Genomic DNA, 22,723 nt, shown 5'->3' on the forward strand with positions numbered 1-22,723 from the left:
ACGACCTCATCTCTTGTTGGTGAACCGATCATCGTGAGAAAACGCTAACCCCGAAGCGGCTTTCCGCGAGGCACTTTCGCGCGTCAGATGATCGTCGAGGACGGTCGCGATCTGTCTGATCGCCTCGTCCTCGGTCATCCCGAGGTGGTGGGTGTCGATGTCGACATTCGTTATGCTCCCCCGGACGTACCGACCCCATCCGTTGGCGCCCAACGCATCCGGTCGCCGATCGCGCACTGCGGTGAAGTAGAGCACGTCGGTGTCGACGACCGGCGGGTGCCAGTCACCGGTGGCCCGGATCAACAGGTTGTAGGCGTCGGTCAGCCGCTCGATCGTCGCGGCGTCGATGCCGAACCCGGCGCCGAGGCGCTCGGCGATCTGCTCGGCGGCTTGTTCGGCGGTCGCGTCCGCACTGACGTAGTCGATGCCGAGGACCGGGCCGAGGTTGCTGATCAGCTCGCCGGCGGTGACGGTGGTGATCGCCGACGAATCGACACCGTCGGCCTCGGTGTCGAGCATGGCGAGCAGCGCGACCTCGGAACCGGCCGCCCGCATCTCGGCGGCGACCGCGTGCGCGATCACCCCGCCCAGCGACCATCCCAGCAGGTGATACGGCCCCTCGGGCTGTACCGTCCGGATCTCGTCGGCGTACCGGCGTGCGATTTCGGAGATCGTGGTGGGGCCGGGTGCCTCGCCACCGATCTGTGGCGCCTGCAGGCCGTACACCGGCCGGCCGGGCGGGACCTGCCGGCTCAGCGTCTGGTAGCACCAGGCCAGTCCGGAGGCGGGGTGGACGCAGAACAGCGGCGGCAGTTCGCCTTCCGGCCGGATGGGGAGCAAGACGTCGAAGCCCACCCCGCCCGGCGACTCGTCCCCCGGCCCGCTCGCAACGTCGAACCCGTTACGCATCCCGTCCTCGATCCGCCGGGCCAGGTCGGCCGGGCTCGAATCGGACAGCATCCACCGGACCGGGATCTCGACGTGCAACTCGGTCTCGAGGTCGTTGACGACCTGGACCGACCGCAGCGAATTGCCGCCGAGCGCGTAGAAGTCGTCGTCGGCACCGACCCGCGGGACACCGAGCACGTGCTCGAAGGTCCGGGCGATCTCGGTCTCCAGCCACGACGACGGTGCGCGGAACGCCGAGGCGTCACGTGTCGGCTGCGGCAGCCTCGCCCGGTCGAGCTTGCCCGACGCGGTGATCGGCAGCGAGTCGATCACCATCACCGCCGTCGGCATCATGTATCCCGGGAGCGCCGCCGACGCGAACGCGGTGACCTCGGCGGTGTTCACCGACCTCTCCCCGACGTCCCTCACGCCGACGCCGCGGTCGGCCCCCGCCGGCACCAGGTAGACGGTGAGATAGTCGACCGTGTCGGTGGAGGTGACCGCGGCCGCCGCGCGGGCGATGTCCGGGTGCGCGGCGAAGACCGCCTCGATCTCACCGAGTTCGATGCGCAACCCGCGGAGCTTGACCTGGAAGTCGCTGCGTCCCAGATACTCGAGCACACCGCTTCGGCGACGCCGCACCAGATCACCGGTGCGGTACATCCGGGCGCCGGCGGTGAAGGGATCGGCCACGAAGCGGTCGGCGGTCAGAGCCGGTCGTCCGTGATAACCCCGCGCCACCTGCGTCCCGGACAGGTAGAGATCGCCGGTCACCCCCGCCGGCACCGGACGCAGCCGCGAGTCCAGCACGTACGCACAGGCATTCCACACCGGCGCACCCATCGGCACCGCGCCGTCGTCGGCCGTCCCCACCGCGGAGGAGGTCGCGTGCACCGTGAACTCGGTCGGCCCGTACAGGTTGTACAACTCCACTTCCGGCAGCGCACGGCGGGCGGCGTCCACCACGTCGGGCCCGAAGGCCTCACCCGCGACGAGCAGGGCCCGCAACGACAGCGCCGCGCCGGTGGGCAGGGCATCGGCGAACACCGCCAGCATCGACGGCACGAACGAGGTGATGGTCACCCGATGGGTGGACATGGCCTCGGCCAGGTAGCGCGGATCGGTGTGGCCGTCCGGTCGCGCGATCACCAGTCGGGCACCGACGGAGAGGGTCGCGAACAGTTCCCACACCGACACGTCGAAGGTCGCGGGAGTCTTCTGCAGCACCACGTCCGATCGGTTCAGCCCATACTCGGCGCTGATCCAGCGAAGCTGGTTGACCACCGAACGATGCGACACGGCAACGCCTTTGGGTCGACCCGTGGAGCCGGAGGTGAACAGCACGTACGCGAGGGCGTCCGGGGTCAGCGGCGTGATCCGGTCATCGTCGGTCAGCGGCGAGTCGTCGAACCCCGAGAGGTCGACAGAGTCGAGCGCGGACAGCACCAGCACCGGCTCGGCGCACTCGACCATGTAGTCGATCCGCTCGGCCGGATGGTCCGGGTCGATCGGCACGTAACCACCGCCGGCGGCGTGCACCGCGTACATCGCCGTGAGCTGGTCGAGCGAGCGTCGCATACGGAGCGCGACCAGCGAGTCCGGCCCCACCCCCTGTGCGACCATCCAGCGGGCCAGCCGGTTCACCCGACCGGAGAACTCGGCGTAGGTCTGCGAGACCGTCCCGCAGATCACCGCGGTGTCCTCGGCGTACGCGACCGCGGCCGCGGCGAACATCGAGACGAGGGTAACGGCGGAGTCCACCTCATGCATCGTCGCGTTCGGACCCTGGAGGGCGGCAGACCGTTCGGCGTCATCGAGCAGGTCCACGTCGTGGACAGCGCGGTCGGCGTCGATCGTCATCGCCTCGAGCATCGCCACCAACCGTTCGACGAACCGCTCCACGGTCGACGCGTCGAAGAGGTCGGACGCGAAGGTGACACCACCGGTGATGCCGGCCGGCGCCCCGTGCGCGTCGTAGGAATCGGCGACCGTCACCTGCAGGTCGAACAGGGCGAGTCCGGTGTCCGGTTCGACGGCCCGCACCGACAGATCGGGCAGTTTGATGTCGGTGCTCGAGATGTTCTGGAACGCCAGCATCACCTGGAACAGCGGGTTGTGGGCGTCGGAGCGGACCGGGTTGAGTTCGGAGACGAGCCGTTCGAACGGGACGTCGGCGTGACCGAACGCCGCGAGGTCGGTGGCGCGCACGTCGTCGATCAACTCGGCGAACGACATCCCGCTCCGCACCCGGGTGCGCAGGACGAGCGTGTTGACGAACATCCCGACCAGATCGTCGAGAGCACGTTCCCCGCGTCCGGCGTACGGGGTCCCGACGGCGACGTCGTCGGTCGCGGCGAGTCGCGCGAGCAGGGCGGCCAGCGCGGCATGGAAGACCATGAACAGTGTCGTGTTGTGGGCGCGGGCGACCCGTTGCAACCCGGCGTGCAGATCGGCGTCGACGGTCAGGCCGACGGACTCCCCGGCGTAGGACTGGGTGGCCGGGCGCGGCCGATCGGTGGGCAGTTCGAGCAGCGGCGGTGTGCCGGCCAGTTGCTCGGCCCAGTAGTCGATCTGCGCGCGCAGCAACGAGTTCGGGTCCGATTCGGAGCCCAGGACCGCCCGCTGCCAGATCGCGTAGTCGGCGTACTGCACCGGCAACGGCACCCATCCGGGGGCCTCGCCCTGCAGACGCGCGACGTAGGCCGTCATGATGTCCCGCGCGAGGGGCCCCAACGAGGAGCCGTCACCGCCGATGTGATGCAGGATCACGGCGAGCACCCACTCGTCGCCGCCGAGCTCGAAGAGCACGATCCGGGTCGACGCCCCGGCGGTGAGGTCGAACGGTGCCGCGATCAACTCCGCGATCGCCTGATCGACATCGGATTCCGCAACCTGGACGACCTCCATCGGGACGGTGTCAGCGGGCAGGATCACCTGGGCCGGTTCGCCTTCGACGAAGGGGTAGACGGTACGCAGGATCTCGTGGCGGGCGACGACGTCACCGATCGCCCGGTGGAGGACGTCGACATCGAGACTTCCGGACAGCCGCACCACGACCGGGATGCTGTACGCCGGCGACTCGGGTTCGATCCGGTTGAGGAACCACATGCGTTGCTGCGCGTAGGACAGCGGGATCCGCTCCGGGCGTTCGTGTGCCACCAGGTCGACGCGCCCGGTGTCCGTGTGCGACTCGGCGCGAGCGGCCAGCCGCGTCACCGTGGACGCCTCGAAGATCACCGACACCGGGATCGTGGTGTCAAGCGCCGCACCGATTCTCGCCACCACCCGCGTTGCGGCGAGACTGTTGCCGCCGAGGTCGAAGAAGTCGTCGTCGGCGCCGACCGCGGCATCGACGGACAGGATGTCGGCGAACACCCCCGCGACGATCTCCTCGACCGGCGTGGCCGGGGCTCGGAAACTCCGGGTGGTGACGACCGGCGCGGGAAGGGCACGCCGGTCGAGCTTCCCACTGGGTGTCAGGGGGATCTCGTCGAGGACCACGACCGCCGCCGGGACCATGTACGTCGGCAACACCTCGCCGAGTTCGGCACGAAGTTTCTCACCGACGAGGGCGACGCCCGGCGCGGGTACTACGTAGGACACCAGGCGCACACCGATGCCGGAGTCGTGCCGCGGGACGGTGACGGCGTAGGCCACCCGAGCGAGTTCTGCCAGCGCGGCGTCGATCTCCCCGAGCTCGACCCGGAAGCCGTGGACCTTCACCTGGAAGTCGTTGCGTCCGATGAACTCCAGGTCGCCCGAGTGGTTGCGGCGCACGATGTCCCCCGTGCGGTACGCGCGTTCTCCGGCATCGCCGAAGGGGTGGGCGACGAATCGGGCGGCGGACACCCCGGACCTGTTCAGGTAGCCGCGCGCGAGCGCGGGTCCGGACAGATACAGCTCCCCCGCGACCCCGTCCGGCACGGGCTGCAGACGGGTGTCGAGCACGAGCGTCTGCATCCCGGCGAGCGCCGTGCCGATTGTCGACCGTTCTCCCACCCGCAGCGGAGTAGTGGCGGTGGCGACGATGGTGGTCTCGGTGGGGCCGTACAGCACCCGGAATTCCCGGCCAGTAGCCGGATCGGCACCCACCCACCGGCTCACCAGGTCGGTCGGTACCTCGTCACCGCCCGACATGACGACCCGCAGGTCGTCGAGCCCGTCCGGGTCCACCGAGGCCAGCGCGGCCGGGGTGACGAACGCATGGGAGACGCGGTGATCGCGGAGGAAGTCGGCCAGCTCGCGACCACCCCGCATCCCGGTGGGCGCCACGACGAGGGTGGCCGCGGCGCTCACGGCGAGCAGGATCTCCAGCAGCGACGCGTCGAACGAGGGAGAGGCGAAATGCAGTACCCGCGGACTGGTTCCGGGCTCACGGTCGACGTGCAGCGTGGCGAGGTAATCGGCGACGCCGGCATGCGTGACGGCGACGCCCTTCGGCACGCCGGTGGAGCCAGAGGTGAAGACCACCCAGGCGGTGTTCGCGGGCCGGACCGGGCACACCCGATCGGTCTGTCGGATCGGCGACGGCGACAGTTCGGCGACCTCGGCGACGGTGGCGGGGTCGTCGAGCACGATCCACTCAAGCGCCCCGGACAGTGCCGGCCGCGAGCCAATAGTCGTGATCCCGAGTGGCGCAGCCGAATCGGACACCATCTGGTCGATGCGCGCGGCCGGGTAGTGCGGGTCCACCGGGACATAGGGGGCACCCGATTTCACGACGGCCCACCACGCGACCAGCGATTGCGCCGACCGCTCCACGGCCACCGCCACCGGCCGCTCCGGTGCCGCCCCGTTGTCGATGAGATACCGCGCCAGCCGATTCGCTCGGCGATCGAGCTCGCCGTAGGACAGCTCGACGTCGCCGCTGATCACCGCCGCACCGTCCGGGTCGGCCACGACGGCCGCCGCGAAGATCTCCGGCAGCAGCACGGGCTCCGCGACCGCACCCGGTCCCACCACCGACACCAGTTCGGCGCGCTCGGCTCCGCCGAGCCAGTCGATGTCACCGACGGGGGTTGTCGCGTCGTCGACGATCGCATCGAGCACACGGTGCAACCGACTGGCGATGCCGGCCACCGTCTCCGGATCGAACAGGTCGCGGGCGAACATCATGGTTCCCGAAAGACCCTGCGGCGTGCCCTCTTCGGTGTAGGACTCGGCGAAGACCACCTGGAGGTCGAACTGGCAGATGCCGGTGTCGGCCTGCGCGCGGGAGACGCGCAGGTCCGGCAGGTCGAGATGGACGTCGGACAGATTCTGAAAAGCCAGCGCGACCTGGAACAGCGGATGATGCGCGGTGGACCGATCCGGGTTGAGTTCGGAGACGATCCGCTCGAACGGGACGTCGGAGTGCCCGAAGGCGTCCAGGTCGACCTCGCGCACGCGGCCGAGCAATCCGGCGAACGACTCCGCGGCGTCGAGGTCGGTCCGGAGCGCGAGGGTGTTGACGAACATGCCGACGAGCGGTTCCAGGCCCGGTTCGCCGCGCCCGGCGACCGGGGTGCCGATCACGACGTCGTCGGCGCCGCTCAACCGGCCGAGCACCGCGGCGAGCGCGGCGTGCACGACCATGAACAACGACGCTCCGTGTGCGCGCGCGAGGGCCAGGAGTTGCCCGTGCAGGCGGGCGTCGATCGCCACCGGCACCTGCCCGCCCGCCAGGGTCGCCACCGGCGGACGCGGGCGGTCGGTGGGCAGATCGAGGACGTCCGGGGCACCCGACATGGTCGACCGCCAGAAATCCAGTTGGGCGTGCATCAACGAGGTCGGATCGCCTTCGCTCCCCAGCATGTTTCGCTGCCACAGCGCGTAATCGGCGTAGTGGACCGCGAGCGGTTCCCAGGTCGGTTCCGCGCCGGCGATGCGGGCGGCGTACGACGTCATCACATCGCGGGCGAGCGGCGCCATGGACTGGCCGTCACCGGCGATGTGATGGACCACGAGGACGAGCAGGAAACGCCCGTCGGTCCCCTCCCGGTCGTCGTGTGCGTCGCGGTTGTCCGGGCCATCGGGATCGTCCACGCCGTCCGGGTCCATCGCGACCACGGCCACACGCATCGGTACCGACGCGGTCACGTCGAAGCCGCGGCGTACGAATACGGCGACGACGTCCTCGACCTCGGTGGCCGATGCCCGCATCGACTCGAGGAGCACCGGGGCGTGGTCGAGGACGAGTTGCCACGGCTCGCCGTCGGTGTCGGGGTAGATCGTCCGCAGCACCTCGTGCCGCCCGACCACGTCGTCGAGGGCCTGCCCGAGCGCCGCGAGGTCCAGGTGCCCCGTGAGTTCGAGGACCACCGGGATGTTGTAGGCCGGCGACTCCGGCTCCATCCGATTGAGGAACCACATCCGCTGCTGCGCCAGCGACAACGGGATGCGCTCCGGGCGAACGGCTGCCGTCAACGCGGTGCGCCGGTCGTCGCCCAGCGACCCAACCAGCTCCGCCAGTGCCGCGACGCCGGGCGCGTCGAACACCGACCGCAGCGGAACCCGTACTCCCAGTTCCGCACCCAGCCGCGCCGTCACCACCGAGGCGGTCAGCGAGTCGCCACCCAGGGCGAAGAAGTCATCGTCGGCGCCCACGCGCGGCACGCCGAGGACGTCCTGGAAGACGTGCGCCACGGCGGACTCGGCCGGGCCGGACGGTGCACGGAACCCACGCGGGGCGATCACCGGTTCGGGCAGGCGACTCCGATCCAGCTTGCCGGTCGGCGTGAGGGGTATCTCGTCCAGCACGACCACCGCGGCCGGGACCATGTACGCGGGCAGCGATCGCTCCAGCGACGCACGTAGTTCGTCACCGGAGAGCGACGCCCCCGCGGTGGCGGTCACGTAGGAGACCAGACAGTGCGGCGTTCCGTTCCCGCCACGCGGGACGGTCACGGCGTAGGCGACGTCGGCGCGCGATCCGAGGCGCGCGTCGATCTCGCCCACCTCTACCCGGGTGCCGCGCACCTTCACCTGGAAGTCGTTGCGTCCCACGTACTCCAGTGCACCTGACCGGGAGACCCGGACGAGGTCGCCCGTCCGGTACATCCGGGTTCCGGGCGCATCGGCGGGGCAGGCCACGAACCGCGCCGCCGTCGTCGCGGGCCGGCCGACATAACCGTCGGCCAGGCCGGGGCCGACGAGGTACAACTCGCCGACGACGCCCTGCGGAACCGGACGCATCCACGTGTCGAGCACCATCGTGCCCACCGGTCCCACCGCCGTCCCGATCGTGATCGGATCACCCGCCCGCAGCGGCGTGCCGGCGGTGGCCCAGATGGTCGATTCGGTCGGCCCGTACAGGTTGATCATGTTCCGGCCGTCGGCCCACCGTGAGACCAACTCGGGCCCGACCGGTTCACCCGCGGTCGCCAGTACGCGCAGCGTGTCGAGACCGTCGGCCGGCACGGTGGCCAGTGCCGACGGCGTCAGGACGGCATGCGAGACCTGCTCGCGCCGAATCAGTTTCGCGAGCGCGGGGCCGCCGTAGACATCGGGTGGCGCCACCACCAGACGTCCTCCGGTCCCGTGGGCCATCAGGAGTTCGAACACGAAGGCGTCGAAGCTCGGTGAGGCCACCTGCAACACAGTCGACGACTGGTCGACGCCGAGGACCGCGCGCTGCGCCGCGACCACCGGCGCGAGGCCGCGGTGGGAGACGACGACGCCCTTGGGCGTGCCGGTGGAACCGGACGTGTAGATCACGTAGGCGGTGTCCCCGAGCCGGATCGGGCCGCCTTGTTCGACGTCGCTGACCGGATTGCTGGAGCGACCCTTCGAGACGCTCGCAAGCTCGCTCCTCAGGGAGCGGGGGGAGCCGCCGCCTTCGTTCGACTGGGGGCCGTCCGTCCGCAGTTCGTCGACGAGGAGCCAATCGATGCTGTCGGGCAGTGCGGCCCGGCGCGCGCCGACGGTGATCCCCAACCCGGCGCCGGCGTCGGCCAGCACGAACTCGATGCGTTCGGCGGGCAGGTTCGGATCCAGCGGCAGGAACGGCACTCCCGCCTTGGCCGCCGCCCAGATCGCGATCGCCGCCTCGACGGACCGCGGCAGTGCGCATGCCACGACGCCGGACCGCGCCTGCCGCGAGATCTGTCGCGCCAGGCGATCGGACTCGGCGTCCAGCTGCCGGTACGACAGCGACCGCTCGCCGCAGGTCACCGCGATCGCATCGGGCGCCTGACCGGCTGCGGCGGTGAGGATGTCGAGCAGGGTGGCCGGTTCCGTCTTCGCGTCGATCCGACCGGCGCCTGCCTCGTGCCCGATGTGACGGAGTGCGCCGAGGCGCGAACCCGGCTCATCGGCGATGCGGGCGAGACATTCCACGAAGTGGTCGACGATCTCTCGTGCGCGGCTCTCGTCGAACTCGTCCCGATGGAACCGCACGGTGATGCCGAGTCCCGGTTCCCCCTCGCCGCCGTCGATCTTCGGCGCCACGACGACGCTCAACGGGTAGGGCGTGGCGTCGAGCCCGGTGACGCTGTCGACGTGCAAGCCCGCCGCGGTGACCAGTTGTTGCAGTGCGTCCTCGCGCAGCGGGAACGACTGGAAGGCCAGTGCGGTGTCGAACAGATCCGACCGGCCCACCGCGCGGTGGATGGCCGGGAGTCCGACGTAGTGGTGGTCCAGGACCAGCGCGTTCGCGTCCTGCACATGAACCAGCAACTCGCGCAATGACATCGACGGTTCGAGACGGACCCGGATCGGTACCGTGCTGAGGAACATCCCCAGCGCCCGGTCGACGCCGGGCAGCTCCGGTGGCCGTCCGGCGACCGCGGAGCCCAGGACCACATCGGTGTCGCCGGTGAGGGTTCGCAGGACGAGGGCCCACGCCGCGGACAACGCGGTCCCGACCGTCACCGCGGACTCCGCGGCGGCCGACCGCAGACGCGCATACTCCTGCCCGGGCAGCTCGGCGATGACCTCACCGGCGTCGAACACGGTGGTCGCGGCGCCGAGTCGGGTCACGCGGGTGGGTCCGTCGACGTCGGCGTAGGCCTGCGCCCACGCGGCCGTCGAGGCGTCCTGATCCTGTTCGCCGAGCCACGCGAGGTAGTCCCGGTATGAGGCTGCCGGCCGGCATGCGCCGATCTGCCCCGGGTCGCCGTAATAGTGGAGCAGTTCGCCGAGCAGCAGGGGCATCGACCAGCCGTCGAGGATCACGTGATGGTTGGTGACGTGCAGGGCGAAGTGGTCGCTGTCGAGCCGCACGAGGGTGAAGCGGATCAGCGAGGGTTCGGTCAGATCGAAACCGGCGGCGGCGTCGTCGGCGGCGACCCGCCGGGCGGCCCCGCGGTCCGCGGCAACGGTGAGATCGACTGTCCGGAAGCGCACCTCGACGCCGTCGACGACGACCTGTCGCGGGCCACGCGACGTCTCGACGAAGGCCGTCCGCAAGACGTCGTGGCGGTCCACGAGCGCCTGCGCGGCGCGGCGCAGCAGGCCGGCGTCGACCGGACCGGAGAGGGCGATCGTCGACTGCACGGTGTAGGTGTCCACCGCATCGGGATCGAGGGTCGAGTGGAAGTGGATACCCGACTGCGTCGGCGACAACGGCCAGACGTCCGACAGCCTGGGGTAGTCGTTGCGCAGCCGGTCGAGATCGGCATCGGGAAGATCGACGAGTGGCGAATCCTGCTCGGTGACAGCCTGTTCGACGGCCGAACCGGTGGCAGGGTCGCCGGTCGCGGATGCGGTGGTGGCGATGGCGGCGAGCGCGGCGACGGTCTTCGCCTCGAAGATCGCCCGCGGAGTGAGGGACAGTCCGGCGGCCTTCGCCGCCGCGACCAGTTGCATCGAGACGATGCTGTCACCCCCGAGGGTGAAGAAGTTGTCGTCGGCGGTGACGTCGTCGAGTTCCAGCACCTCGGCGAACAGCGCGGCGATGATGCGCTCGGCCGGTGTCTCCGGCGGGCGGCCGCCCCCGCTCTCGGCACGGAACTCGCACTGCCGCAGCGCCTTCGTGTCGACCTTCCCCGACCGGGTGACCGGCATCGACTCCAGCTCGACGATCGCTGCGGGAACCATGTAATGCGGCAGGGTGTTCGCGAGGTCGTCGTGCAACGCATGCACGTCCATCGGCTCGTCCGGCGTCCCCACGACGTAGGACACGATGACCGGACGACCCGCCGGTCCGCGCTGGAGCACGGTCGCCGCCTGCGCGACGCCGGCGATGCGCGCGAGATGGGCGTCGATGTCCCCGGTCTCGATGCGCAGTCCGTGGACCTTCACCTGCTGGTCGTTGCGCCCCAGGTAATCCAGCCGCAAGGCGCCGTCTGTGCGCACCCAGCGCACGGCATCGCCGGTGCGGTAGAGGCGTTCGCCGGCGGAGCGTACGGGATCGGCCACGAACCTCGTCGCGGTGACGCCTGGGCGGTCGAAATAGCCACGCGCCAGGCCGGGTCCACCGAGGTAGAGTTCGCCGACGACTCCGACCGGCACCGGCCGCAACCAGGTGTCGAGCACGAACGCCGACACGCCCCGGATCGGCTCGCCGATCGTCACCGGCTCCCCGGGCCGGAGATCGTCGGCGCCGGTCGCCCAGATCGTGGTCTCGGTGGGTCCGTAGTGATTCATCAGCCGACGACCCGGCGACCAGCGAGTGACGATGTCCGCGCCCGTCGCCTCGCCGACCACCGCGACGATCCGCAGCTCCGGCAGACGCGACGGGTCCATCGTGTTGAGCACCGTCGGCGTGATGATGGCGTGGGACACCCGCTCGGTCCGCAGCAGGTCCTCGAGGTCGGAACCGCCGTAGATCTCCGGCGGCGCGACGGCCAGGCAGGCGCCGGCGCTGTGCGCGACCAACACTTCCGACACGCAGGCGTCGAAGCCGGGGGACGCGACCTGCAGGACCGTCGAATCCGGTTTCACCGCAAAGGATTCTGCGTACTCGACCACCAGGTCGGCGAGGCCGCGATGGGTGACGTGGACGGCCTTCGGCCGGCCGGTGGAGCCGGACGTGAAGATCAGATAGGCCGCGTTGTCCGGCCGGAGCGGGTCCCCGGTACCGAGCGGGAGCGAGTCGTCGGTACCGAGCGGGAGCGAGCCGGGTCCGGTGAGGGTCAGCCACTCGACCGTGTCCGGGAGGTTCGGGACGACGGCGTCGACGGTCACCCCGATCGTGGACCGCGCGTCGGCGAGCAGTTCGGCGATGCGGTAGGCCGGATTGCCCGGGTCGACAGCGACAAAGGCCGCTCCGGTCCGGGCGACCGCCCAGATCGCCACGATGAGCGCGGCCGACCGCGGGATCGCCAGGGCCACCGAGGTCTCCGGTCCGGCGCCGCGGGCGGCGAGCTCGTCGGCGAGCCGGTTGCTGCGGCGCACGAGTTCGCTATATGTCATCGTGACGCCGTCGGCGCGCACCGCCGGTGCCTCGGGGTGTCGTCGCGCGGTGTCGGCGAGGATGTCCCGGAGTAGGCGGGGCGACACGGCGGGCGGCCCCTCGATCGGACAGAGGGCGGATCGTTCGGTGTCCCAACAGGATGCGAGCGTGGCGACCTTGCGGCCCGGTTCGGCGGCGATCTGGCGCAGCAGCAGCACGAACCGCTCGAGCAGGACCTCGGCGGACTCCCGGTCGAGGCGGTCGACGGCGTACTTCACCACCAGTTCGTAGGTGCCGGGCCGATCGGCGGCCGGTTGGTCGGCCCGTCCGGGCCGGGGTGGCGTGACCTGGAGGCTGACCGGGTACGGGGTCGCGTCGTGGGCGGCCAGGCCGTTCCATCGCAGTCCCGCGTCGCCGAGCATGCGGTTGATCTCGTCCGGGTCGACCGGGTACGACTCCAGCACCGTGGCGGTGTCGAACATGTCGGCCACCCCGGTCACCCGCTGAAGTTCGGCGAGGCCGATGTCGCGGTGGCCGAGCATCGCCGCCTGCTCGGATTGCGCCCTGGCGAGCAGGTCGATCACCCGCTCGTCCGGGTCGAGCCGGATGCGCACCGGAAGGGTGTTGATGAACAGACCGATCATCCGCTCGATGCCCGGGATGGAGGCGGGACGGTCGGACACCGTGTTGCCGAAGACCACGTCGGACCGGCCCGTCATGATCGAGAGCAGCAACGCCCACGCCACCTGGATCGACGTGTTCGCGGTCACCCCGTGGGCGCGCCCGAGACCCGCGATCGCCTCCGTCGTCGCGATGTCGAGATCGAGCGCCGTCTCGTCGACCTCGGCCGTGGCGTCGCGCTCCGCGGCGCCGGTGAGTCGCGTCGGACTCTCGATGCCGGCGAGGGTCTCCTGCCACGCACGTGTCGTCGCGTCGTGATCGCGGGTGTGCAGCCACTGCAGATAGTCCCGGAACGACCGGGGTGCGGGAAGTCCGGCGTCCCCGTTCTCGTCACCGTCGGCCAGGTACAGCTGCAGCAGTTCGGAGATGACGACGGGCATCGACCACCCGTCGAGGACGATGTGGTGGTTGGTGATCGACAGGAGGAACTCGTCACCACCCGGGTTCTCGGTGTCGCGCGTCAACCGGATGAGGTGGAAACGGAGCAGCGGCGGCCGAGCCAGGTCGAAGGGGGCCGCCGACCCGGCGATGAGATGACGCAGTGCACGGTCCCGGTCGTCGGCGTCGGCGATTCCGGTGAGGTCGGAGTCCGACCAGTCGACGGTCACATCGTCGAGCAGGATCTGCCGCGGCCCCGCGCCGGTCTCGACGAATGCGACGCGGAGACTGTCGTGCCGGGCGATCAGCGCCTGCGCCGCCCGACGCATCCGGTCCGGTTCGAGCCGTCCGCCGAGTCGCAGTTCGGCCTGCACCGTGTAACCGTCGACGGCGGCGTCGTCGTAGGTCGCGTGGAACAGCAGTCCGGACTGCAGCGCGGTCAGCGGCCACACGTCGACCATCGACGGATGGGCGGCGGTCCAGTGATCGATGTCGGCCTGGGTGGTCGAGACCAGCGGGAAGTCCGACGGCGTGTGGCCGCCGGCCGTCCCGGACCGGACGTGCTGGGCGAGACCCTTCAGGGCCTGCACCCACAGGCCGGCCAGCTCCTCGACGTCGACCCGGTCGAGTACCAGCGCGGCGTACTCCCAGCCGACGTCGAGTTCGACGCCGGCCGAACCCGGTTCGGCGATCGCATTGATGTCGATGATGGCGGGCAATGCCATCCACGGGTGCCCGGTCCCGACCAACGCGTCGAAATCGCGCGCCGGCATCCATGGACCGGTGTGATCGCCGGTCCCCATCCGGCCCAGGTAGTTGAGGCTGATCTGGGGTTCGGGTCGGTCGCCCAGTTCGTCGCGGCCGGTCGGGTCGAGATATCGGATCATGCCGTAGCCGATCCCGTGGTCGGGAGCCGCCCGCAGCTGTTCCTTGATCTGTTTGATCGCCAGTCCGGCCGACGGGCCACCGGTGAGGGCGTCCTCGACGTCGACGCCGTGCAACTCGAGCCGGACCGGGAAGCGAGAGGTGAACCACCCCACCGTCGAGGTGAGGTCCGCGCCGGGTACCGCGGCCTCCTCGCGACCGTGGCCTTCCAGGGCGATCAACTCGCTGCCGTCGGCCTGCCCGCGCCGACGTCGCCAGTGCGCGAGCGCCAGGGCCAGCGCGGCCAGCAAGGAATCGTTGGCACCGCCGTGGAAGCGCGCGGGGATGGTGGTGAGCGCCGCCTCGGTCACATCCGCCGGAATCCGCATCCGGATGCGTCCGGCGGTGGCGACGATGTCCCTATCCGGGTCGAGCGCGCGGCGCCCGAGCAACCGGTCGCCGGGCTCGAGGATCTCCGTCCATCGGTCGAGTTCGGCCGCGGCGCGCACGGGTGCCTCCTCGACGAGGCCGTGGACCCAGCGCCGGACCGACGTCGTCGGCAGGCCGAGGTCCGGCACCGCGCCCCCGCGGATCTGGTGCCAGGCGGTGACGAGGTCGGCGAGGAGGATGCGCCAGGAGACCCCGTCGACGGCCAGATGGTGGATGACCAGCCACATCAGGTCGGGCGCGGTGCGGTCGGGGTGCTGCATCCACACGAACCGCACGAGTACGCCGGCGCGTGGGTCGAGGCGATCGGCCGCGGCCTGGAGGTGGCGGTCGATCTCGTCGCCGTCCCGACGGTCGAGCCACACGTGCTCGAGCGCCTCGTCGGCGTCGACCGCACCGGGTGGGCGGACCACCACGTGGGGTTGGTCGGCGAGATCGTCGACCAGCGTGGCCCGGAGGATGTCGTGCCGGTCGAGCACCGCGCGCAGTGTGCGCACCAGTTCGTCGCGCCCGGCGGCATCCGGGAGTTCGACCAGCGCGGCCTGTCCGAACCGGTCGACGGGACCGCGTTCGAGCATGGCGTGCATGATCGGTGACAACGGGATGGAGCCGACGGCGCCGCCGGGCAACTCGCGCAGTCCGCCGTCGTCGGAGACGTCGGAAGCCATCGCGGCCAGCGCGGCGACGGTCTTGTGCTCGAACACATCCTGGGTCGTGAACGCGAGCCCACTCGCCTTCGCCCGCGCCACGAGCTGGATGGACAGGATGCTGTCGCCGCCGAGGACGAAAAAGCTGTCGTCGGCACCCACCTCGACGACCCCGAGTACCTCGGAGAAGAGTTGCGCCAGTCGGTATTCCCGGGGAGTCGACGGCGGCCGCCCCGATCGCGCGGATGCGAACACCGGCGCGGGCAGTGCTCGTCGGTCGACCTTGCCGAACGCATTCAGCGGCAGGGCGTCGAGGATCGTGATGACGGACGGCACCAGGTGCGGCGGCAGGCACTCGCGTGCGAATCGCTCCAGCTCCGCCGGTTCGACCCGCTGTCCCGTCGCCGGCACCACGTACGACGCCAGGACGGTCGCGCCGGCGAGGTTGAGCGCGGGCACGGTGACGGACTGGTCCACCTGGGCGTGCCCGGTGAGAGCGGCGTCGATCTCACCGGGCTCGATCCGGTACCCACGGATCTTCAGCTGGAAGTCGGTGCGGCCCAACAGCTCCAGCGACGGCGCGGTCCCCGCCCCGACCCAGCGGGCGAGATCGCCGGTCCGGTACATCCGTTCGCCCGGCGCGCCGTGCGGGTGAGCCACGAAACGTGCCGCGGTCTGACCGGGCAGGCGCGCGTAGCCGCGAGCCAGCCCCGGGCCGGCGAGGTACAGCTCGCCTGCGGTTCCCATCGGCACCGGTTGCAGTGCGTGGTCGAGGACCATCACCGACGTCCCGCGGATGGGGCCGCCCACGGTGACGTCTGCATCGGGCTCGACCACCGCACTCGCCGCCGTGATCGTCGACTCGGTCGGCCCGTACTCGTTGATCATCGTCGCCGACCGGGTCCACCGTTCGACCACGTGCGGGGCGCATCGGTCGCCGCCGACGACGACGGTCTGCATCCGGGTCAGCGATTCCGGCTCGATGGTCGCCAGCATCGCGGGCGTGAGGGTCAGGTGGGTGACCTCCTCCTCGGCGAGCAACTGGGTGAGCCGCTCGCCGCCGATCACCTCCGGAGGCACAATCACCAGGGCGGATCCGGTTGCGAAGCAGGTCAGCAGCTGTTCCATCGACGCATCGAAGCTCGGGGAGAGCGCGTAGGAGACCCGGGACGCCGGCGCGAGGCCATAGGCGCGGGTGCGATCGGCGATGAGACTCGCCAACCCGGAGTGGGTGACCTGCACGCCCTTCGGCACGCCGGTCGAACCGGACGTGTAGGTCATGTACGCGACGTTCTCGAGCCGGGCCCGCGACGGAGCCGGCGAGTCGTCGAAGCCGCCGCCCGAGGCGTCGTCGGTGTTCCCGTCGGACGAGAGGTCGTCGAGGCCGATCCGGACCGCCGACGGGGGCACCCGCTCGGCGAACTCGTCGACGGTGATCGCCGCACGGGCACCGCTGTCGGCGAAGATGTGCTCGATGCGCTTTCGCGGGTATTCCGGATCCACCTGCACGATCGCGGCACCGGTCTTCGCCACCGCCCAGACGGCCACGACGGTGCCCAGGGACCGTCGCAGCAGGATGGCGACCGACTCCTCCGGCGCGCAGCCCGCGGCGAGCAGGCGCCGCGCGAGTCGCGACGAGGCGGCGTCGAGTTCGCGATACGTCATCGAACGCCCGGACGCGCACACTGCCGTCGACTCTCCGTGCCGTGCAACGGTTTCGGCGAGAATGTCGGCGAGTACCCGCGGCGGGGCGCAACGCGCGCCCCGCACGGGGAGCAATGTCGCCCGCTCATGCTCGTCGAGCAACGAGATCTGTCCCACGCGATCGTCGGACGCCCCGCCGAGGAAGGCGTGCAGGAACATCAGGAAGCGACGGTGGTGCCCGGTGAGCTCGTCCGGGGTGTAGATGTTCGGGTTGCCCTGGAAGTCGATGTGCGTGCTGCTCTTTCCCGCGCCCGGGTAGATGTTGACGAACAGATCGGACGTCGGACCCGAGGTCAATACGTGCAGCCGCCCGGTGACCTCACCCAGCACGACCTCGCTGTCGACCATCATGAGGTTCACCGCCGGCCCGAAGGACGCCGACTCGTCTCGGGCCATCCCCATGTCGGCGAAGATGTCCTCCTGCCGGTACCGCTGCCGCCGCAGAGCACTCAGCAACTCCCCCTGCACGGAGGTCACCACGTCGCCGAGCGTGCGGCCGGCGACCGGCACACGCAGCGGCACGACGTTGGCCACCATCCCGCCCGACCGGCGCAGCACGGCGGAGTGGCGACCCGAGACCGGAAGGCTGAGAAGGACTTCGGCACTGCCGGTCATCCGCGCGAGGTACGCGGCGAACGCCGCGACGATCACCGGGGTCACGCCACCTCCCTCCTGCGCGGCCGCATCGAGGAGCGCGGCCGTCTCCGCGGGAATCGGCGCGCTCACGAGGATCGGGTGCAGCGTCGGCTTGCCGTGCCGGCCGGCCAGGGTGACGACCGGCGGGGCGCCGTCGAGATGGTCGCTCCAGTACCTGCGGTCGTTGTCGTGACGAGTCGACCCGGGGTAGGACGCGTCCTGGGCGATGATGTCGGCGATGTCGCTCGCCTTCGACGGCGGCGCGGGATCGCCGCGAACGGCCGCGTTGTACAGCTCGGTGATCCGCCGGACCATCGTCACCGCGGCGAATCCGTCGAGCGCGATGTGGTGCGCCCGCAGGTACCACATGTAGTGCGCGTCCCCGACGCGGTAGACGATGCTCGTCATCAGGTCGTCGGTGAGCAGGTCGAGCGGTCTCGTGTAGTCGAGCAGCATCAGCCGGTGCGCTGTCGCGGTCGGATCGGCCTCGCCGCGCAGATCCACGGTGCTCACCGGAGCGCTCTGGGAGGCGACGTATTGCCGCGGTTCGCCATCGACGACGACCAGGCGCAGGTGCCCCGAGCCGAACTCCCGCCCGGTGATCAGGCAGACCTCCGTCAGCAACTCGGTGTCCAGTTCGCCGTCGATGTCGACGTACTGTGCCACCGAGATCGGCAGGTCACCGGCCACATGCTGGGCGAACCAGATGCCGCGCTGCGCGGCGGACAACGGAAGTGAGTCCACACCGGGATCCGGTCTCGCCGACGTGGCGGCTCCGGTCGTCTCCGTGGGATGGTCATCGGCCGGCATCCGGGTCGACGAGGAGTGCGCGGACGGGGTGACGAGATCCTTGTCTGAGATGGTCACGTGGCCTCCATGCGTTCGTATCGATCGCACTCGTCCGGGTATCAGGACCACCCGGGCGCCCCCCGCAGACCACGGGATGGACAATTCACAACCCGCGCGAGATCAAGCCAGATAAGCCCCCCTGGAGAGCTGTCGCCCCGTCGACAAATCGGACCATACTCCCGATTAACATTCGCCGACATCCCTTTTCGGCAAAGGTAAAACGTCAGTAAAGGCGAAGTAAAGACCAGCGAAAAAACGTCTCAGAATGGTCACGGAGAATTCGATGGTTCATTCGGATGAGTTTTCCGAAAGGCGTGGATTTTCGCCCGTGTCTCTGATTTTCAGATCAACTCATTCGGAAAGCGAATGTGGATTCATTACTCACACGGAGGCTGTCAAACCACAAGCAGCAGTTGTTCTTTGGGGCGACCGATCAATCGGTCCATCACGCCCTTCTCACGCAAATCGCCCAGAATGGACGGATCATCTTTAGGTGTCATTGCTAACGAATCGTTTATCCATGTTCAGCGTTTGGCGCCGAACTGGACTCATCGGAAAATCGACGCCGATGTCGACGACTCGGGACCAGATGATCGTCGACGTCATTCGCTGAGACGACACGACTGATGAATGAGAAAGAGCGAACGCAACTGCCCTGGGTCAGCCACGTTGCGGGGCCGGCCGGTTGCGCGTCAACCGAGCCGAGGCGGTTGCGGTTCCCGGCCCCACGGGGTGCCACCCGACCGCCCGGGCCAGGCCCTGCGGGGGCATCCCGCTCGAGATGGTCTCGTGTTCGCCGATGACGTAGGTCTCGTGCCAGATCCCGACCGAGTCGGTGTCGGCGAGCTCGCGATTGAACCACCGCCACATGGACAGATGCGGGGCGTCGGGGTCGGACGCGAACCGTCGGAGATCCTCGGCGCTGCGCCAGTACGACAACACCATCGGCGAACCGCCCAGATAGAGGCGCGCGTCGAGCATGCCCGCATCCGGTCGGCGCCGGAGGTGGATCAGCATCCGGGACATCGACGTAAGCACCGGTAACCAGGCGCGTACCCGCCAGGGTCGCGTCACCCGCATCCCGATCAAGAACACCGTCGTGCCCGGCGGCGGGGCGTCGTTGGTCATGCGGGCGGCTCGGCGAGCGGACATGAGACCTCCAGGACATTTTGTAACGTTGTTACGAAACGATGTTATGAAACGATTGCGGACATGGCAAGACCCCGATCCCACACCGAAGACGTCCGTGTCCGGCTCCTCGACGAGGCGGTTCGCATGGTGGCCGCCGACGGCATCGGTGCGCTGTCGGTGCGGGAGGTCGCTCGCGCCGCCGACACTTCCACCACCGCCGTCTACTCGCTGTTCGGCAACAAGGAGGGCCTGTCCCGCGCGATCCTGGTGCGGGCCTTCGATTCGTTCGCGCGGGCCCAGCGCTCCGCGAGCGTCGCCGCAACCGACCCGGCGACGCTCGCCGGCCTGGGGGTCGCCTACGTCGGGTGGGCGCTCGAGAATCCGCGCCTCTACGAGCTGATGTTCGGGGACGTGCTCGCCGGGGTCGAGCGCACCGAGGAGACCCGCTCGGCCGCGACCCGTGCGATCACGCCGTTGCGCGAGGGAGTCGAGCGAGCCATCTCCTCGGGCGCACTCCGCACCGCGGACATCGACACCGTCGTCGCATCGTTGTGGGCACAGGTGCACGGGACCGCGACGCTGCTCCTGTCCGGCAACTACCCGGCCGGCGCCGACCCGATGGCCGCGGCGACGGCCATCATCGACGGATGGCGAACTCCTGGTGCCTGACCGGCCGGACGAGGGCACGCGCACCGTCGGTACGTCTCGCCTCCTTCGGAGACACCCCACTAGGGTGTCGGTATGGCAGGGCGCAGCATGGATTTCGACCCCATCGCCGAAGCACGGGAGAACTGGACCCAGGCGGGGTGGGGCGAGGTGGCCGACGGCATGGTCGCGGTGACGTCGGTGATGCGCGCCCATCAGATCCTGCTCGCCCGTGTCGAGGCCGCCCTGCGTCCGTTCGATCTCAGCTTCTCCCGCTTCGAACTGCTCCGCCTGCTGGCGTTCTCGCGTCAGGGGTCCCTGCCGATCACCAAGGCCAGTGATCGGCTCCAGGTCCACGTGACCAGCGTGACCCACGCGATCCGTCGCCTCGAGGAGGGCGGGCTCGTCCGCCGCGTCCCGCACCCCACCGATGGACGTACCACGCTCGTCGAGATCACCGACCTCGGCCGCAAGACGGTGGGCGACGCCACGGAGACCCTCAACCGCGAGGTGTTCGGCAACGTCGGCATGTCCGACGACGAGATGACCGGCCTCGTCGGCGCCATCCAGTCGCTTCGCAAGCACAACGGGGACTTCTGACGTTTCATCCCCGATCGGGTTGCGGTTGATCCCGGAAAGCGGGACACAACGCAATCCGATCAGCTCGCGAGTCGCGACAGGGCATCAGTGACCGCGCTGACGAACTGTTCAGGACGCTCGATGAGGTCCGCCCAGGTGAAGTTCAGAACGGTCCAGCCGGCAGCGACGAGCGCGTTGCGTTTCGTGCGGTCTCGCTGAAACGTCTCGACGTCCCGATGGAATCCGAACCCGTCGATCTCGACCGCGAGCCTCGCTGCCGTGAAGGCGAAATCGATGACGTAGCCACACATCGCGAGGTTGGCCGTCCAGCCGTCGACACCCGCCTCGCGGAACAGCCCCACCACGACCCGCTCAGCTTCCGACCGCGCACCATCGTCGACGAGCTCGAGGTAGTGCGCCACCGCGGGCGCGCCGTGTCGCTTCGGATACCGCGCATGCGCGTCGCCGAGGTCGGCCCGCTTCACCGCGCCCGACAACAGCGCCGCATCGATCACGGTGACGCCCAGGTCGGCGGACGCATCGAGGACGGTCAGCCCGGCAGTCGTGACACGCAAACCGTCGTGTGTCGTCACATCTACCTCTGCCAGATCGCGATGGCGCACCACCGCCGTCGCCGACGACCGGGCATGACGCCCGCGCGACGCCGTGAACACCAGGTGCTTTCGCGGTTCCTTCGGATGAAGACCCAGCCACCACGCCGCGGCCACTCCACCGAGAACAGCCTCACGACCCACCGAAAGCACCGCAATCCGTGCCTGTGCCCGCGCCGATCGGTGGTGTCCCGCAACCAGGTACACGCCGCGAGCCACCGCGACCCACGCACCAGAATCCAGCCTGCGGCCGATCGCCGACCGGCTCACACCCTTCGCGGTCGCCTCGTGCGTGGAGACGACGCCGTCATGGGTACTGATCAACACATCGAGTTCGTTCACCCGACTTGGACGCACGGGCGCCCGCTACGGTTGCACCCTGCCGTACTGCTCGCTGCTAGCAGAAATCCCGTTGCGTTCCGTCCCGGAAACCGGGAACCAACGCAACGGGATCTCGTGAGGTCGGCGAACGACTAGTGCAGCGACGTGATGATCGCGCTGAAGTCGAGGTCCGCGTGCTGTTCGGCGAAGCCGCGGTAGAGCTGTGCGGCGTGGGTGCCCAACGGCGCACGGGCGCCGGTGCTGGCGACGGCGTCCATCGCAAGACCGAGGTCCTTGTTCATCAGGGCGGTCGCGAAGCCCGGCTTGAAGTCGTTGTTCGCCGGCGAGGTCGGGACCGGCCCGGGAACGGGGCAGTTGGTCTCGACAGCCCAGCAGTTGCCGGTGGCGCCGGTGATCACGTCGTAGAGCGCCTGGTCGTCGAGGCCCAGCTTCTGGGCGAGCACGAAGGCCTCCCCCACCGCGATCTGCTGGACGGCGAGCACCATGTTGTTGCACACCTTGGCGGCCTGGCCGGCACCCGCGGCACCGCAGTGGATGATCTTGCCCGCCATCGGATCCAGGGTCGTGCGCGCTGCGGCGAAGGCCTCGTCCTCGCCGCCGACCATGAACGCCAGGGTGCCGGCGACGGCACCCTTCACCCCGCCCGAGACCGGGGCGTCGACCTGTGCGAAGCCGTGCTCGGTGGCGCGCTGGTGGATGTCCCGCGCGTCGTCGACCGAGATCGTCGACGAGTCGATGAACAGGGCTCCGGTTGGTGTTGCCGGCAGGATCTCGTCATACAGCTTCTTCACGATGCCGCCGTTGGGCAGCATCGTCACCACGACCTCGGCGGCGGACACGGCCTCGATGGCGGCCGGGAAGGTCGCGATGCCGTTGTCCTGCGCGGTCTTCACCGCCTCGGGTACCGGATCGAAACCGCGGACGGTGTGACCGGCTTTCACTAGATTGGCGGCCATCGGGCCACCCATGTTGCCGAGGCCGAGGAAGGCGATCGTCGTCATTGTCTC

Annotated in this window: 6 protein-coding genes; 2 read left to right on the forward strand and 4 right to left on the reverse strand. The window is 69.6% G+C overall.

Annotated elements, in window-relative coordinates; translation table 11 throughout:
• Positions 1-6: 6 nt before the first annotated feature.
• Entirely contained in the window at positions 7-18,426 is an 18,420-nt protein-coding gene (locus GR168_RS18360) for a non-ribosomal peptide synthetase (RefSeq protein WP_159371387.1), read from the reverse strand.
• A 642-nt stretch (positions 18,427-19,068) separates the two neighbouring features.
• Positions 19,069-19,560, reverse strand: a complete 492-nt coding sequence (locus tag GR168_RS18365; protein WP_068970986.1) for a DUF4188 domain-containing protein — start codon at positions 19,558-19,560, stop codon at positions 19,069-19,071.
• A gap of 51 nt (positions 19,561-19,611) precedes the next feature.
• On the opposite strand from GR168_RS18365, the gene GR168_RS18370 reads away from it, so the two are divergent.
• On the forward strand, positions 19,612-20,208 hold the full coding sequence (locus GR168_RS18370) for a TetR/AcrR family transcriptional regulator (RefSeq protein WP_068970985.1): 597 nt from the start codon (positions 19,612-19,614) through the stop codon (positions 20,206-20,208).
• A 72-nt stretch (positions 20,209-20,280) separates the two neighbouring features.
• A complete protein-coding gene (locus tag GR168_RS18375) occupies positions 20,281-20,784 on the forward strand; it encodes a MarR family transcriptional regulator (protein WP_058253826.1) in 504 nt (167 codons plus the stop codon).
• A 59-nt stretch (positions 20,785-20,843) separates the two neighbouring features.
• On the opposite strand, the gene GR168_RS18380 is transcribed toward GR168_RS18375, so the two are convergent.
• Together GR168_RS18380 and mmsB are read right to left on the reverse strand one after the other, a co-directional pair.
• Positions 20,844-21,695: a type IV toxin-antitoxin system AbiEi family antitoxin domain-containing protein gene (locus tag GR168_RS18380; RefSeq protein WP_238995102.1), complete on the reverse strand. Its 852-nt coding sequence runs from the start codon at positions 21,693-21,695 to the stop codon at positions 20,844-20,846.
• 152 nt (positions 21,696-21,847) lie between these two features.
• Entirely contained in the window at positions 21,848-22,717 is an 870-nt protein-coding gene (gene mmsB / locus GR168_RS18385; RefSeq protein ID WP_078113642.1) for a 3-hydroxyisobutyrate dehydrogenase, read from the reverse strand.
• Positions 22,718-22,723 lie beyond the last annotated feature (6 nt).

Origin of the sequence: Gordonia sp. JH63 (assembly GCF_009856645.1) — a bacterium.
Taxonomy (GTDB): domain Bacteria; phylum Actinomycetota; class Actinomycetes; order Mycobacteriales; family Mycobacteriaceae; genus Gordonia; species Gordonia hongkongensis.

Bases quoted from the DNA above. Each gene is read 5' to 3' on its own strand.
- GR168_RS18365 (WP_068970986.1), bottom strand. From the start codon at position 19,560: ATGTCCGCTCGCCGAGCCGCCCGCATGACCAACGACGCCCCGCCGCCG.
- GR168_RS18375 (WP_058253826.1), top strand. From the start codon at position 20,281: ATGGCAGGGCGCAGCATGGATTTCGACCCCATCGCCGAAGCACGGGAG.
- mmsB (WP_078113642.1), bottom strand. From the start codon at position 22,717: ATGACGACGATCGCCTTCCTCGGCCTCGGCAACATGGGTGGCCCGATG.